Origin of the sequence: Rahnella sp. BIGb0603 (assembly GCF_024808755.1) — a bacterium.
GTDB lineage: Bacteria > Pseudomonadota > Gammaproteobacteria > Enterobacterales > Enterobacteriaceae > Rahnella > Rahnella contaminans.
This window is the reverse complement of record NZ_JANUEX010000013.1, coordinates 59,533-75,310: the sequence shown is the minus strand read 5'-3', so window position 1 is coordinate 75,310 and position 15,778 is coordinate 59,533. Positions and strand designations below refer to the sequence as shown.

General features: G+C 51.6%; 16 protein-coding genes. 7 read left to right on the top strand and 9 right to left on the bottom strand.

The features are described from left to right. Positions 1–188: 188 nt before the first annotated feature. A complete protein-coding gene (pfkA, locus tag M2403_RS24185) occupies positions 189–1,175 on the bottom strand; it encodes a 6-phosphofructokinase (RefSeq protein ID WP_152325016.1) in 987 nt (328 codons plus the stop codon). 345 nt (positions 1,176–1,520) lie between these two features. Beyond that, a complete protein-coding gene (gene cpxP / locus M2403_RS24180; RefSeq protein WP_152325015.1) occupies positions 1,521–2,030 on the bottom strand; it encodes a cell-envelope stress modulator CpxP in 510 nt (169 codons plus the stop codon). A gap of 151 nt (positions 2,031–2,181) precedes the next feature. Between cpxP and cpxR the strand changes: the two genes are divergently transcribed. The 3 genes from cpxR to trmL are packed head-to-tail and all read left to right on the top strand — an operon-like array spanning position 2,182 to position 4,761. Next, complete coding sequence (cpxR, locus tag M2403_RS24175; protein WP_013577597.1) at positions 2,182–2,883, top strand: envelope stress response regulator transcription factor CpxR; 702 nt, start codon at positions 2,182–2,184, stop codon at positions 2,881–2,883. Further along, on the top strand, positions 2,880–4,250 hold the full coding sequence (cpxA, locus tag M2403_RS24170; protein WP_152325014.1) for an envelope stress sensor histidine kinase CpxA: 1,371 nt from the start codon (positions 2,880–2,882) through the stop codon (positions 4,248–4,250). Before cpxR ends, cpxA begins: the two co-directional genes overlap by 4 nt. A 37-nt stretch (positions 4,251–4,287) precedes the next feature. Next, entirely contained in the window at positions 4,288–4,761 is a 474-nt protein-coding gene (gene trmL, locus M2403_RS24165) for a tRNA (uridine(34)/cytosine(34)/5-carboxymethylaminomethyluridine(34)-2'-O)-methyltransferase TrmL (protein ID WP_152325013.1), read from the top strand. A gap of 59 nt (positions 4,762–4,820) precedes the next feature. On the opposite strand, the gene cysE is transcribed toward trmL, so the two are convergent. The 5 genes from cysE to M2403_RS24140 form a co-directional block, all read right to left on the bottom strand. Continuing rightward, positions 4,821–5,642, bottom strand: coding sequence for a serine O-acetyltransferase (gene cysE, locus M2403_RS24160; protein WP_101079904.1), 822 nt, complete (start codon positions 5,640–5,642; stop codon positions 4,821–4,823). 88 nt (positions 5,643–5,730) lie between these two features. Next, complete coding sequence (gene gpsA / locus M2403_RS24155) at positions 5,731–6,750, bottom strand: NAD(P)H-dependent glycerol-3-phosphate dehydrogenase (RefSeq protein WP_152325012.1); 1,020 nt, start codon at positions 6,748–6,750, stop codon at positions 5,731–5,733. After that, positions 6,750–7,220 (bottom strand): protein-export chaperone SecB, encoded by a 471-nt coding sequence (gene secB / locus M2403_RS24150; protein ID WP_013577602.1) that lies wholly within the window; start codon positions 7,218–7,220, stop codon positions 6,750–6,752. The genes gpsA and secB overlap by 1 nt, the downstream gene beginning before the upstream one ends. Positions 7,221–7,284: 64 nt before the next feature. Further along, the gene (gene grxC, locus M2403_RS24145) at positions 7,285–7,536 is read right to left on the bottom strand and encodes a glutaredoxin 3 (RefSeq protein WP_152325011.1); all 252 of its coding nucleotides are present in this window, start codon (positions 7,534–7,536) and stop codon (positions 7,285–7,287) included. Positions 7,537–7,589: 53 nt separating this feature from the next. Beyond that, complete coding sequence (locus M2403_RS24140) at positions 7,590–8,021, bottom strand: rhodanese-like domain-containing protein (RefSeq protein ID WP_152325009.1); 432 nt, start codon at positions 8,019–8,021, stop codon at positions 7,590–7,592. 305 nt (positions 8,022–8,326) lie between these two features. Between M2403_RS24140 and gpmM the strand changes: the two genes are divergently transcribed. From gpmM to M2403_RS24125, 3 genes are all read left to right on the top strand, one after another. Continuing rightward, positions 8,327–9,871: a 2,3-bisphosphoglycerate-independent phosphoglycerate mutase gene (gene gpmM / locus M2403_RS24135; RefSeq protein ID WP_259231196.1), complete on the top strand. Its 1,545-nt coding sequence runs from the start codon at positions 8,327–8,329 to the stop codon at positions 9,869–9,871. A gap of 172 nt (positions 9,872–10,043) precedes the next feature. Beyond that, positions 10,044–11,309 carry a murein hydrolase activator EnvC gene (envC, locus tag M2403_RS24130; RefSeq protein WP_206739029.1) on the top strand — a complete coding sequence of 422 codons (1,266 nt, stop codon included), beginning with the start codon at positions 10,044–10,046 and terminating at the stop codon, positions 11,307–11,309. A 2-nt stretch (positions 11,310–11,311) separates the two neighbouring features. Then, complete coding sequence (locus M2403_RS24125; RefSeq protein WP_152325003.1) at positions 11,312–12,292, top strand: divergent polysaccharide deacetylase family protein; 981 nt, start codon at positions 11,312–11,314, stop codon at positions 12,290–12,292. A gap of 56 nt (positions 12,293–12,348) precedes the next feature. Here M2403_RS24125 and tdh read toward each other — a convergent pair whose 3' ends face one another. Then, complete coding sequence (tdh, locus tag M2403_RS24120; RefSeq protein WP_152325001.1) at positions 12,349–13,371, bottom strand: L-threonine 3-dehydrogenase; 1,023 nt, start codon at positions 13,369–13,371, stop codon at positions 12,349–12,351. Positions 13,372–13,380: 9 nt separating this feature from the next. Further along, positions 13,381–14,577, bottom strand: a complete 1,197-nt coding sequence (gene kbl / locus M2403_RS24115) for a glycine C-acetyltransferase (protein ID WP_152325000.1) — start codon at positions 14,575–14,577, stop codon at positions 13,381–13,383. Between the two features lie 241 nt (positions 14,578–14,818). On the opposite strand from kbl, the gene rfaD reads away from it, so the two are divergent. Next, positions 14,819–15,751 carry an ADP-glyceromanno-heptose 6-epimerase gene (gene rfaD, locus M2403_RS24110; protein WP_259231192.1) on the top strand — a complete coding sequence of 311 codons (933 nt, stop codon included), beginning with the start codon at positions 14,819–14,821 and terminating at the stop codon, positions 15,749–15,751. Positions 15,752–15,778 lie beyond the last annotated feature (27 nt).

Genomic DNA, 15,778 nt, shown 5'->3' with positions numbered 1-15,778 from the left:
CGCACTCTCTCCCAAAAATAGTTTTTATGGATTTCATTAATTTGATTGGATGAACAGAGCGTGCCAGAGAAAAAGAAAACAACTAAAGAATAAAAGGTTTTTTTCTATTACTTTCTGGAATAACCAGAAACAGGTCGAAAAAAAACCTCCCGTAAAGGAGGTTCTTATATTCAGGCAAGAAGCTGTTTTTAGAACAGTTTTTTAGCTGTGTCGTACCAGTCTTCTTTGAACTTACTTTTCTTGTTCTCAGGAGAAATACACACAGAGATCAGTTCGTGAACCATTTTCTCGTTTTGAACACCGACGCAGTAACCGCCTTTACCGTAGTCACGACCTTCTTCCATCAGCAGGTCTACCGCGTAAGCACCCATGCGGGACGCTAAAATACGGTCATAAGCAACCGGTGCACCACCACGCTGGATGTGACCCAGTACGGTGCCACGGGTTTCACGACAGGTTTCTTTCTCGATGTATTTAGCCAGCTCATCGATATCATCTAACTTTTCAGTGATGGCGACGATAGCGTGCTTTTTACCTTTCGCGATGCCGGCTTTGATTTCAGCAACCAGATCATCACGTTTGAATTCTACTTCTGGGATGGCGATAAATTCGCAACCACCGGCAATGGCCGCAGCCAGAGTCAAATCGCCGCAGTAACGGCCCATCACTTCAACGATAGAGATACGCTGGTGTGAAGAAGAGGTGTCACGCAGGCGGTCGATAGCTTCAACCACAGTACCCAGAGCAGTGAAGAAACCGATGGTGTAGTCAGTACCGGCAACGTCGTTGTCGATGGTGCCTGGCAGGCCGATACAACGAATGCCACCTTCTTTCGTCAGCAGGTCAGCACCGGCATAAGAACCGTCACCGCCGATAACGACGAGGCCGTCGATACCGCGATCTTTCAGGTTTTGCAGGGCAACTTTCCGCATGTCCGGATCGCGGAATTCAGGGAAACGCGCTGAACCCAGGAAAGTACCGCCACGGTTGATCATGTCTGAAACGCTGTAGCGGTCGAGTTCTCGCATGCGATTTTCGTACATGCCGAGATAGCCATCTTCAATACCGAAAACTTCCAAACCTGCGGATAACGCCGAACGCACAACGCCGCGGATCGCAGCGTTCATGCCCGGTGCATCGCCACCGCTTGTCAGTACACCAATTTTTTTGATCATGACTACCTCTGAACTTGTAGATGCAATTTCTTAAGAATCTTGAGCCTGCCCGTCGGCGGATTTAACTTTTGCAGCCAAAGGGCTTATTAGCGTTTGAGCCTATAGTATAACAAAACACCGTAGCTGAATTGATTCAAGTCAGCAAGAACACGCATACAACGCTCTGTACATCGCAATTTACTAATTCATACGGCTTTTACAAGATATTTCCGGTTGGTTACGCGCAGATTTCCATCTTGTTAATTTCCGGTTTTGTGAAACAATTCCAAATTGCGGACAAAAAAAACCCCACCTTTCGGTGGGGGAAGACAGGGATGGTGTCTATGGCAAGGAAAAACAGGGATCTTACTCGGTCGTGCTGGTACTACTCGTCTTCTGGGCAGAAGGGGGTTGTAAACCAGAAAGCTGCGCTTGCATCTCTTTCATGCGTTGCTCGTGCTTCCGGTTAAGTACATCTTTTTGCTCGGGAGACAGAAGATTAAACATCTGGTTGCGGATGCGGGCCATTTCGACCTGGCGGTCCACTTGTTCCTGAGCCATTAATTCGGCTTGAGCCCTTACAGCGGCCTGATTAAATTTTTCAGCGGTCACCAGCCTGTGCATAGTTTCCATCTGTTCTACATTTACATGAGGCAAATCTTTACGGGCCTGATGCATTAGGTCGCGCATTTGTTGGCGCTGTTGCTCGGTCAGATTCACACCATCAAACAGTGTGTTGCGTTCCTGAGGCTTATCCAACAACGTGCTATCATGTTCTGCTGGCATCGCCGACACTGGTTTTGCGCCATCTGCTAAAACGACACCTGAACTCAGCGTCAGAAGCGTGGCCAAACCAATTGAAGCTGCCTTAAACATCACATACTCCTAAAGTCTTTATCGCTCATCGCGAATCATTGAAAAGCAGTCTAAACCTGCTGCTGCAAACAAGCGTCAGTGCTTGTAAAAGTACGTAAAGTCATGGAATAGCGGCAATTGATGACGTATTTTGCGTCTAGAGGTAAATACAATGAATAAAATTTTGTTAGTTGATGATGACCGTGAACTGACTTCACTTTTGAAAGAATTACTCGAAATGGAAGGCTTTAATGTTGTGGTGGCTTACGACGGTGAGCAGGCATTAGAGAAAATCGATAATACCATCGATCTTCTGTTACTTGACGTGATGATGCCGAAGAAGAACGGCATTGAAACCCTTAAAGAATTACGCCAGCGCCACCAGACGCCAGTGATTATGTTAACCGCTCGCGGCAGTGAATTAGACCGTGTTCTCGGCCTCGAACTGGGTGCCGATGACTATCTGCCAAAACCGTTTAACGACCGTGAACTGGTTGCGCGCATCCGCGCCATGTTGCGCCGTTCCAACTGGAGCGAACAGCAGCAAACCAATGAAAATAATGGCTCGCCAACGCTGGAAGTCGACGGGCTGCAACTTAACCCCGGCCGCCAGGAAGCCAGTTTTAACGGTGAAGCGCTGGATCTCACCGGGACTGAATTTACCCTGCTGTATTTACTGGCAAAACATCTCGGACAGGTCGTTTCACGCGAGCATCTGAGCCAGGAAGTACTGGGTAAACGTCTGACGCCGTTTGACCGTGCCATCGATATGCATATTTCTAATTTGCGCCGTAAATTGCCCGACCGTCAGGACGGACATCCGTGGTTTAAAACCTTGCGCGGACGCGGTTATCTGATGGTTTCTGCTTCATGATAAACAGCCTTACGGCGCGCATCTTTGCCATTTTTTGGTTCACATTAGCGCTGGTGCTGATGTTGGTATTGATGGTGCCGAAACTCGATTCTCGCCAGATTACGCCGTTGCTCGATAACGAACAGCGGCAAGGCCTGATGATTGAACAACATGTCGAAGCCGAACTCGCCACGGATCCGGCTAATGACCTGATGTGGTGGCGCAGACTGTTCCGCGCGATCGATAAATGGGCTCCGCCGGGCCAGCGCCTGTTGCTGGTCACCAGCGAAGGCCGCGTCATCGGTGCGCAGCGCAATGAAATGCAGATCGTGCGTAACTTCATCGGGCAGTCTGACAACTCCGATCGTCCGAAGAAAAAGAAATATGGCCGCGTTGAAATGGTGGGGCCATTTTCTGTTCGTGACGGCGAGGACAACTATCAGCTTTACCTGATGCGTCCGGCCAGCAGCTCTCAGTCTGATTTTATCAATCTGATGTTTGACCGCCCGCTTCTTTTGCTCATCGTCACAATGCTCATTAGCGCTCCGCTTCTGCTCTGGCTGGCATGGAGTCTGGCGAAACCTGCACGTAAGTTGAAAAACGCCGCAGATGACGTTGCACGGGGAAATCTCAAACAACATCCGGAACTCGAAGCCGGACCGCAGGAGTTCCTCGCGACTGGCGCCAGTTTCAACCAGATGGTCAGCGCGCTCGAACGCATGGTGACCGCGCAACAACGGCTGATTTCGGATATCTCGCATGAACTCCGTACACCGCTGACGCGACTTCAGCTGGCAACCGCGCTGATGCGTCGTCGCCACGGTGAAGGCAAAGAGTTGCAGCGCATCGAGAATGAGGCGCAGCGTCTGGACGGTATGATCAATGACCTGCTGGTGTTATCGCGCAGTCAGCACAAAAATGAGCTGTCGCGGGAAACCCTGAAGGCCAACGAATTGTGGGCTGGCGTGATTGATGATGCACAGTTTGAAGCTGAGCAGATGGGCAAAACCCTTGAGGTGACCTCGCCTCCGGGCCCGTGGAAACTCATCGGCAATGCGGCAGCGCTCGACAGCGCACTGGAAAACATTGTGCGCAACGCCCTGCGCTATTCACATCATCACATCGCGCTGAACTTCGCTCACGATAACGAAGGTATCACCATTACCGTGGATGACGACGGCCCAGGCGTCAGTGAAGAAGATCGCGAACAGATTTTCCGTCCGTTCTACCGGACTGATGAGGCTCGCGATCGTGAATCAGGCGGAACTGGCCTCGGGCTGGCGATTGTGGATACCGCCGTTCAGCAGCACAGAGGTAAGGTTAAAGCCGAAGACAGCCCGCTGGGTGGCCTTCGCCTGATTATCTGGCTGCCGCTGCACCAGCGTTGAGTTTCTGCTATTCTGCGTCCCTCTATCAGGGGGACGCATGCTTAACATCGTTTTATTTGAACCAGAAATCCCGCCAAATACCGGCAATATTATCCGTTTGTGTGCCAACACCGGATGTCAGCTTCACCTCATCGAACCGCTGGGTTTCGGCTGGGACGATAAGCGCCTGCGCCGTGCCGGGCTCGATTATCACGAATTCGCTCACATCAAACATCACCCAAACTACGACGCTTTTCTCAGCAGCGAAAATCCGCAGCGTCTGTTCGCTTTGACCACAAAAGGCACGCCCGCTCACAGCGGCGTCAGCTATCAGGATAATGATTTTTTGCTGTTCGGCCCGGAAACGCGCGGCCTGCCCGCTACAATCCTGGATGCACTGCCTGCCAGACATAAAATCCGTATTCCGATGCTCGCAGAAAGCCGCAGCATGAACTTGTCGAATGCTGTTTCTGTGGTGGTTTACGAGGCCTGGCGCCAGCTGGGATATCCGGGTGCTTTACTCAAAGAGTAAACCGGAAGAGAAAAAATGAAATGAACGATGGCATGCAAGAACATGCCATCGGAAATCTGTCAGATACCGTCGCCAAATTCAAAACCCTGCGCGATACCGTTGAAATGCTGATCCATATCCATTGAAGGTCGTTCGCTTTCTGGCCGCCCGACGATGCGTGCAGGAACGCCTGCCGCCGTGGTGTGCGCCGGAACAGATTGCAATACCACAGAACCCGCCCCGATTTTTGCCCCTGCACCCACTTCGATATTGCCGAGAATTTTCGCTCCCGCGCCAATCATCACGCCTTCACGAATTTTCGGATGGCGATCGCCGACCGTTTTGCCCGTCCCCCCAAGCGTGACCGATTGCAGAATCGATACATCGTTTTCAACCACGGCGGTTTCACCGATGACAATCCCGGTGGCGTGGTCAAACATGATGCCGCAACCAATACGCGCCGCCGGGTGAATATCCACGCCGAAGGAGACAGAAATCTGATTCTGGAAATAAATCGCCAGCGCTTTGCGATCCTGCTTCCACAACCAGTTGCCGATGCGGTAAGCCTGAAGCGCATGAAAACCCTTGAGGTAAAGCAATGGCGTGGAGAATTTGTCGACCGCTGCATCTCGCTGATGCACCGCCAGAATATCGCGGGCAGCGGAGAGGATCATTTGCTCGTCATTGCGGTAGGCTTCTTCGACCACTTCACGAATCGCCATCGCCGGCATGATTGGGTTGCCCAGCTTGTTAGCCAGAATGTAGCTCAGCGCGCTGCCCAGCGTTTCATGTTTGAGTAACGTCGCGTGGAAAAAGCTGGCCAGCATCGGTTCACACTCAGCCAGTGCTCTCGCCTCTGATTTAATGTTATTCCAGACCAGTTCTAATTCTTCTAGCGACATCACTTTTCCTTACGACTTAGCAGGTTTTGATAATAAAAAGCCGCCCTGTCGGGAAACCCAACAAGGTGGCTATGCTTCATGTCGCCTTTCAGTGGCTGTGTTTTTCGTCCTTGCTCGCACGGGCAAGCAGACTGATGGCCGCTTCACGGGCATCTTTACCGCAGTACAACACCTGGTAAATCTGTTCCGTAATAGGCATCTCAACGTTATTACGCTGAGCCAGCGCCCGTACTTCTTTCGTGTTGCGATAGCCTTCAACAACCTGACCGATAGTGTCCTGAGCAGTCTGAACATCTTTGCCCTGTCCCAGCATAATGCCGAAACGACGGTTACGTGACTGATTGTCCGTGCAGGTTAACACCAAATCGCCCAGCCCCGCCATGCCCATAAATGTCGCAGGATCAGCACCCAGTGCGGAGCCGAGACGGGTCATTTCGGCCAGACCACGGGTGATCAGCGCAGTTCGGGCATTCGCACCGAAGCCAATCCCATCGGACATACCGGCACCAATAGCGATGACGTTTTTAATCGCGCCGCCAAGCTGTACTCCGATAAAATCAGGATTGCTGTAAACCCGGAAACTCTTGCCGCAATGCAGCAACTGCTGAAGATCTTCAGCGAAGCTCGCATCGGTGGCAGCCAGCGAAATCGCTGTCGGCATCCCGGCAGCCAGCTCCTTGGCAAACGTCGGCCCGGAAACTACGGCCAGCGGAATGGCATCACCCAGCTCTTCACGCGCAACATCCTGCAACAAACGTCCGGTTTCCGCCTCAAGCCCTTTCGTCGCCCACACTACGCGCGCATCGGCCCGCAAATGCGGTTTCAGCTGACGCAATACGTCGCCAAATACATGGCTCGGCACGACAACCAGCACATTGCGGCTGGCCGCTAATGCGACAGACAGATTGGTTTCGAGCAGAAGATTATCGGGGAACGGAACATCAGGAAGGAATTCCTGATTACAACGGGCTTGTTGTAAGGCATTGATGTGGTCGGGATTGTGTCCCCAGAGCACAACGGGATGGCCATTTCTGGCGAGAGTAATCGCTAAAGCGGTGCCGTAAGATCCGGCACCGATAACAGTCATTGACGCATTGACGGTTTTCATCAGGCATCCTGATGCGGTTCAGCACCTTCGCCTTCAGCTTGCTGTTGCAGATAGTTCATGAACAGAGCGTCGAAGTTAACAGGTGCCAGGTTCAGTTGCGGGAAGGTACCGCGTGAAACCAGGCTGGTGATGCACTCACGCGCATACGGGAACAGGATGTTCGGGCAGTACGCACCCAGGCAATGTGCCATCTGGTTGCCATCGATACCGGAGATAGTGAAGATACCACCCTGTTGAACTTCGCACAGGAATGCAGTTTCGTCACCCAGTGAAGAAGTTACGGTCACACGCAAGACGACTTCGTATACGCCTTCAGCGAGCTGGCTGGAAGCCGTATCAAGATCCAGTTTCACTTCCGGCTGCCAGTCCTGCTGGAAAACCTGAGGAGCATTTGGCGCTTCGAAAGAAATATCTTTGGTGTAAATACGTTGGATCTGGAAAGCCATCTCGGTGTTGTTTTGTTCTGACATGTGAGTAGTACCCTCGGGTTAATAGTCCTTTTAAACACTTAATGAAAATACGCGGCTTGCGGCATTAACCCAGTAACGGGTCAAGGCCACCACGCGCATCAAGTGCATGTAAATCATCGCAACCGCCCACGTGCTGCCCGTCGATAAAAATCTGAGGAACAGTCGAATGACCGCTGCGGGCGATCATTTTTTCACGCGTATCTGCGTCACCATCAATAGCGATTTCATCAAATGAAGCGCCTTTGCTATTGAGCAGGGCTTTCGCACGATGGCAGTAAGGACAGGTTGCCTTGGTATAGATTTCAATTTTAGCCATGGGTTCCACCTCTGGGTCGTAGATTTTAGTGCCGTTGCGACGGGGTCTGAATCTTACTTACCGCGAACTAAAGGCAGGTTTTCACCGCTCCAGCCGCTGATACCTTCTTTCAACGTGAAAACACGTTCGAAACCTGCTGCGATCAGGCCTTCTGCCGCCGTGCGGGAAGTCTGGCCGGTGGCACAGACAACGATAACCGGTTGCGCTTTGTGCTTGCTCAGTTCGCCCAGATTATTGTTTTTAATGTCTGCACTCAGCACATTTTGGGATTCTGCGATGTGGCCTTTGCGGAATTCTTCACGCGCGCGAACATCGACAACAACAGCATCTTCTTTGTTGATCAGGCGGGTAGCTTCGCCACGCGTGATCTCTTTCACTTTAGAAAAACGTGTTTTAAAGGTGGTCACAATTACTGCAATCAGTAACGCAACCCACGCCAGGCTGAGAACCGGATGCGCACTGATGAATGGCATAATATCTTGCATGGGGTGTAGCAACTCCCGTCAGTTGGGGGAAAATTCAAGGCTTCAGAGTATACCTGCGCGTCGGCGCAAATACAGCCAGTATGCGCGGGCTAATGCCACAAACTGCGGCACATCCCGAAAAATTAACACGCCTTTATGCCGAAAGTTAACTCCCGCCGCGCTCCATCTTTGATCTCCCACGGCTATTCCCCTTTCAGCGCTGGGGTAAAATCAGCCCGCTTAAATGCACTTAGCCACGCCTGTTTTTTCACATCGAGCTGGCGAGCCTATTGAGCATTTCATCTTTCAAATTGAGGTCAATTGACATGTCGAGCAATAAAAAACCGATGGTTCTGGTTATTCTTGATGGCTACGGATTTCGCGAAGAACAACAAGATAACGCGATTCTGAATGCAAAAACCCCGGTCATGGATAAGCTGTGGGCGACTCAGCCTCACACCCTGATTGCTGCGTCAGGCCTTGACGTAGGCTTGCCTGATGGTCAGATGGGCAACTCCGAAGTGGGCCATGTTAATTTAGGCGCAGGCCGTATCGTTTATCAGGATCTCACCCGCCTTGATAAAGAAATCAAAGAAGGCGACTTCTTTAATAATAGCGTACTGACCGGCGCGGTTGATCGCGCAATCAGCGCGGGCAAAGCCGTTCACATTATGGGTCTGCTGTCCGCGGGTGGCGTTCACAGCCACGAAGATCACATTATGGCGATGGTCGAACTGGCTCACCGCCGTGGCGCAAAAGCCATATATCTGCACGCATTCCTGGATGGCCGCGACACGCCTCCGCGCAGCGCTGAAGCCGCGTTAAAACGTTTCTCAGAGAAGTTTGCAGAAATCGGCACCGGACGCATCGCATCTATCGTCGGTCGTTATTATTCAATGGACCGCGACAACCGCTGGGATCGTGTGCAACTGGCTTATGACCTGATGTCTCAGGCCAAAGGCGCATTCACCGCAGATAACGCTCTGGCAGGCTTACAGGCCGCTTACGCCCGTGACGAAAATGATGAGTTCGTGAAACCGACTGTGTTGCAGGCTGCCGGCGAAGAAACCGCGGCAATCAATGACGGCGACGCGATGATCTTCATGAACTTCCGGGCTGACCGTGCGCGTGAAATCACCCGGGCCTTCATCAACACCGACTTCGACGGTTTTGCCCGCGAAAAAGTGATCAGCTTCGGCGATTTCATCATGCTGACGGAATACGCCGCTGATATTAAAGCTGCATGCGCGTATCCGCCTGCATCATTGAAAAACACGCTGGGCGAATGGCTGATGGCGCATAAGAAAACTCAGCTTCGTATCTCCGAAACTGAGAAATATGCGCACGTAACCTTCTTCTTCAATGGCGGCATGGAAGATGCGTTTGAAGGTGAAGACCGCATACTGGTGAAATCACCAAATGTCGCGACCTATGACCTGCAACCGGAAATGAGTTCAGCAGAACTGACCGATAAATTGCTGGGTGCGATCGCCAGTGGCAAATATGACGCGATTATCTGTAACTACCCGAACGGCGATATGGTCGGACATACCGGCGTTTATGATGCTGCCGTCAACGCAGTAGAAGCACTGGATCATTGTGTTGCCCAGGTTGTTGATGCCGTGAAAGCCGCCGGTGGCCAGTTGCTGATCACCGCCGACCACGGTAACGCGGAACAGATGCGTGACCCGGCAACCGGCCAGGCGCACACAGCACATACCAGTCTGCCGGTTCCGCTGATTTACGTGGGTGGCAACGCGCAAGCAATCGAAGGCGGGAAATTGTCTGATATTGCGCCGACTATGCTCTCCCTGATGGGGATGGAAATCCCGGCCGAAATGAGCGGCAAACCGCTGTTTATTGCGCGTTAATTTCCGTTAAGAAAGCGAATTTAAGGCGTATCAGCGCAGGCTGGTACGCTTTTTTTGTTTGTGCATCAGCCGGTTGATTAGTGTTACGATAAGATAAGGGACAGCCATATTGTCTATCATCCACGGTCGACAAGCGGAAAAAAGTTTGAGCAAATTCATTCATTTCAGCCTGATGAGAACCCGCCTTTCCGCTCAGGACAAGGCCGTATCTGCCTTCCCATCTCCAGCCTTATTACTTTGCGCTTCATTGTTAACCCTCTCCGTGAGTGTGCACGCTGACGAAAACAAAGATCAGCTCAAAACCATTCAGCAGAACATTGCGGAAAAAGAGAAAAGCGTAAAGCAGCAGAAACAGCAGCGCGGAACGTTGCTGCAACAGTTGCAGGCTCAGGAAAAAACCATTGCTTCCGCCAGCACTCAGTTGCGCGGGACACAGTCGACACTGGCGACGCTGAACAAAGATATCGCCGGGCTGAATGCCTCTATCGATAAATTGCAAAAACAGCAGAAAACGCAGGAAGCTATACTTGCAAAGCAGCTGGATGCCGCATTCCGAATCGGCCAGCATAAAGGCCTGCAACTGCTGTTAAGCGGTGAAGAGACCGAGCGCAGCGAACGCATCATGGCCTATTTTGGCTATCTGAATGAAGCCCGCCAGAAAACCATCGAAGAACTCAAACAAACGCGTACAAAACTGGCAGAACAGCGGGTTTCCCTGCAATCGAAAGAAACTCAGCAAAAAAGCCTGTTAGGCGAGCAGCAGGCGCAGCAACAAAAACTTGAGCAGGCTCGTTCTGCGCGAAAACAAACGCTGACGGCGCTGGAATCCTCATTGCAAAAAGATGAGCAAAGCCTGACAGAGTTGCGCGCCAACGAAGCCAGTCTGCAGAATAAAATTGCCGCCGCTGAACGTGCAGCAAAAGCCCGCGCCGAGAAGGAAGCGCGCGAAGCCGCCGCCGTCCGGGCGAAAGAACAGCAGGCGAAGAAAACTGGCACCACCTATAAACCGACCCAAAGTGAGCAATCACTGATGGCGCGTACCGGCGGCCTGGGAAGACCATCCGGACAGAATATGTGGCCAGTTAACGGTTCGTTGATACATCGCTTCGGCGAACAACTACAGGGTGAACTACGCTGGAAAGGCATTGTCATTTCAGCTCGCGAAGGCAGTGATGTCCGGGCTATCGCCGACGGACGTGTCATTCTGGCGGACTGGTTACAAGGCTACGGTCTGGTTGTGGTTATCGACCACGGCAAGGGTGATATGAGTCTGTACGGTTACAACCAGGACGCACTGGTCAGCGTCGGCGATCAGGTGAGAACCGGTCAGGCCATCGCGAAAGTGGGAAACAGTGGCGGACAAGGCCAGCCATCGCTGTATTTTGAAATTCGTCGTCAGGGCCAGGCAGTCAATCCACAGCCGTGGTTGGGAAGATAGCATTGCGATATAAAAAGTCCGTTTTAGCTGCCCTTTGTGGTACTGCGTTTTTCGTTTGTCAGGTTCAGGCAGCGAAATTATCCATCCTGATTGATGACTTTGGTTATCGCCAGCATGAGGAAAACCAGGTACTTCAGATGCCTAAAGCGGTATCGGTCGCGATTTTCCCCAATGCGCCAGATTCGCAAATGATGATGAACAAGGCACATCAGCAGGGCCGCGAAATTCTGATCCACCTGCCGATGGCGCCGCTCAGTAAGCAGCCACTGGAAAGAAATACGCTGACACCGTCCATGAGTGCCGCAGAGGTGAAGCGTATTGTCGATCAGGCCATCAGTAACATTCCGTACGCGATTGGTATCAACAATCATATGGGTAGCGCAATGACCTCAAGCCTGACGGGGATGGAAAACGTCATGCAGGCGATGAATGCTCATAACCTGTTCTTTCTCGACAGCATGACCATCGGCAACACGCAGTCCATGAAAGCCGCTCAAGGCACCCGCGTGAAAGTCATCAAGCGCAACGTCTTTTTAGATGATGTGCAAAATGAAGCCGAAATCCGCCGCCAGTTCGAGCGCGCGATTCAGTTAGCCCGCAAAAATGGTTATGCCATTGCCATCGGCCACCCGCATCCGACGACGGTAAAAGTGCTGCAACAAATGCTGCCAAATTTACCGTCAGATATTGTGCTGGTGCGCCCAAGTGATTTGTTAGATGAAGCCCAGCGCAGCGCGCCTTCGGGCAAACCGGTGAATATCCCGTCTGCCAAACCATCACGCAAAGGCATCAGCCAGTGCAAGATCAAACATCCTGTCCAACCCGTTTACGCCGGCAGCCTGTTTAACGCCGTGGGAGAAAGCCTGCAATCGCTGCCAGCCATTCAGTTCGTAGAGCGGCAATATGGGGTTTGGGTCAGCTTTGTTGAGAAACCAACCGCTGCGCCGGTGGTAGCAGAGCCAACTATTGCGCCTCAAAAATAACACTTCAGGGCCTCTTTGACACAAGAGGCCCCGCACATCAGTACGACCAACCCATACTACCAGTCCAAAATCACTTTTCCTGAGTGGCCGGACCGCATTGCATCAAACCCTTTCTGGAATTCGTCTATCGGGAAATGGTGAGTAATCAACGGCGTGAGATCTAACCCTGACTGAATTAGCGCCGCCATTTTGTACCAGGTTTCAAACATTTCCCGGCCATAGATCCCTTTGATAAACAGCCCCTTGAAAATCACCTGATTCCAGTCGATGGCCATTTCTGTGGAAGGAATGCCGAGCATGGCAATCCGTCCGCCATGATTCATGGCACTGAGCATGCTGCGAAACGCCGCCGGTGCGCCGGACATTTCCAGTCCGACGTCAAACCCTTCTGTCATTCCGAGTTCTTCCATGACGTCCGGCAGGCTTTGCTGACTGACATTGACCGCCCTTGTCACGCCCATTTTTCGCGCCAGCTCCAGCCTGTATTCATTCATGTCGGTGATCACCACATGGCGCGCGCCTACGTGTTTGCAAATCGCGGCGGCCATAATCCCAATAGGACCGGCACCGCTTATCAGCACATCTTCACCGACGAGATCAAAAGACAGCGCGGTATGCACCGCATTGCCCAGCGGGTCGAAAATAGCCGCCAGATCATCAGAAATATTGTCCGGAATTTTGAACGCATTGAATGCAGGCAAAACCAGATATTCCGCGAAAGCGCCCGGACGGTTGACCCCGACGCCCTGCGCATTTCGGCATAAGTGCGTGCGACCGCCCCGGCAGTTACGGCAATGCCCGCAGGTGATATGGCCTTCACCGGAAACCCGATCGCCGATGCTGAAGCCTTTAACTTCCTGGCCAATGCCGACAACTTCGCCAACGTATTCATGCCCTACCACCATCGGTACGGGGATCGTTTTCTGCGACCATGCATCCCAGTTATAAATATGGACATCCGTTCCGCAGATAGCGGTTTTGCGGATTTTGATCAGCAAATCGTTATGGCCCATTTCCGGTACCGGCGCATCCGTCATCCAGATGCCTTCTTCACGTTTGAGTTTTGCTAAGGCTTTCATGAAAACTCCTCAGGCGATCACGCCAAGTTTTTTGCCAATACGGGTAAAGGCTTCAACCGCCTTTTCGATTTGTTCCGTGCTGTGCGCCGCAGACATCTGAGTACGGATACGCGCCTGCCCTTGCGGCACTACCGGATAAAAGAAACCGGTGACATAGATGCCTTCCTGCTGCAAAAGCGCGGCAAATTCTTGCGCTAAACGGGCTTCGCCGAGCATGACAGGAATGATGGCGTGATCGGCGCCGGCCAGCGTGAAGCCTGCTGCGGTCATTTTTTCACGGAACAGTTTGGCATTACTGAGCAACCGTTCGCGCAGTTCACTGCCTTCCTCGAGCATGGAGAGGACTTTCAGCGAGGCGGAAACAATCGAAGGCGCTAAAGAATTGGAGAAAAGATAAGGACGTGAACGCTGGCGTAACCAGTCAATGACTTCCTGACGTGCTGCGGTATAACCGCCGGAAGCGCCGCCCAGCGCTTTGCCGAGCGTACCGGTGATGATATCTACCCGCCCCATCACGTCACAATATTCATGAGTACCGCGTCCTTCGGTACCGACAAAACCGACAGCATGGGAATCATCGACCATAACCAGCGCATCAAAACGTTCCGCCAGATCGCAAACACCTTTCAGGTTAGCAATTACACCATCCATGGAAAATACGCCGTCGGTTGCGACCAGAATATGCCGGGCACCGTCATCTTTCGCCTGCTGTAAGCGGGCTTCGAGTTCGTCCATATTATTGTTGGCATAGCGATAGCGTTTCGCTTTGCACAACCGGACGCCATCGATTATTGATGCGTGGTTAAGTGCATCCGAAATAATGGCGTCTTCCTCACCCAGCAGCGTTTCGAATAAACCACCATTAGCATCAAAACAGGAGGAATAGAGGATTGCGTCGTCCATACCGAGAAAATCAGCCAGACGATGTTCGAGTTCTTTATGGGCATCTTGTGTACCGCAGATAAAACGCACCGACGCCATACCAAAACCATGGCTGTCGAGCCCCTCTTTCGCGGCCCGGATCAGCTCCGGATGATTCGCTAATCCAAGATAGTTATTCGCACAGAAATTGATGACCGGCTTACCGCCCGCGACAGACACTTCGGCTTGCTGAGGCGTCGTTAAAATGCGTTCTTCTTTAAACAATCCATCAGCCCGCGCCTGATCAAGCTGGTCTTCCAACTGCCGATAAAACGAAACAGACATACAGTATTCTCCTGAAATGACTCATTCACGGAATACATTACTGATCTGGATATGAAATAACGATGGAACTGCTCACAATATCTTTGTTTTGCAGCATAGTTCACGCCTTACGGTCTGAAACACAAGAATGCGTGTTATCGGACACCTTCCCAATGTGAGCTTCATAATGAAGTGTTATGATATTACCCAATTACAGGCTGCGCATGGTGCGCGGTTCTTAAAATGATTAAAGGTGGATCCCATGATTATCGTCACTGGCGGTGCTGGTTTTATCGGCAGCAATATTATTAAATCGCTCAATGATATGGGATACCGCGATATTTTGGTGGTTGATAACCTGAAAGACGGCACCAAATTCGTCAATCTGGTTGATCTGGATATTGCGGATTATTGTGACAAAGAAGATTTTATTGCCAGCATCGTAGCAGGCGACGATTTGGGTGATATTGACGCCATTTTCCACGAAGGCGCCTGTTCGTCCACCACCGAGTGGGACGGCAAATACATGATGGATAACAACTATCAGTATTCAAAAGATATCCTGCACTATTGCCTGGATCGCAGCATTCCTTTCCTTTACGCCTCTTCTGCCGCCACTTATGGCAGCCAGAGCACCAGCTTTGTAGAAGACCGTAAATACGAACAACCGCTGAACGTCTACGGTTACTCCAAGTTCCTGTTTGACCAGTATGTTCGCGAAATCCTGCCTCATGCGGATTCACAAATTTGTGGTTTCCGTTACTTCAACGTCTACGGGCCGCGTGAAGGCCATAAAGGCAGTATGGCCAGCGTTGCGTTCCACCTGAACAATCAGATCAAAGCCGGTGAAAATCCGAAATTGTTCTCAGGCAGCGAAGGTTTCAAACGCGATTTCATCTACGTGGGTGACGTAGCCGCCGTGAACCTGTGGTTCTGGCAGAACGGTATTTCCGGTATTTTCAACTGCGGGACGGGCCGTTCAGAATCCTTCCAGGCCGTTGCGGATGCCGTCGTTGCTTACCACAAATCTGGCGATATCGAATACATTCCTTTCCCGGAAAAACTGAAAGGCCGTTATCAGTCCTTTACACAGGCCGATATGACCGCGCTGCGTAACGCCGGTTACGACAAACCGTTCAAAACGGTTGCTGAAGGCGTAACGGAATACATGAGCTGGCTTAACCGCACAGTATAAGTCCGCTGATTGAGGAATGGATTAACG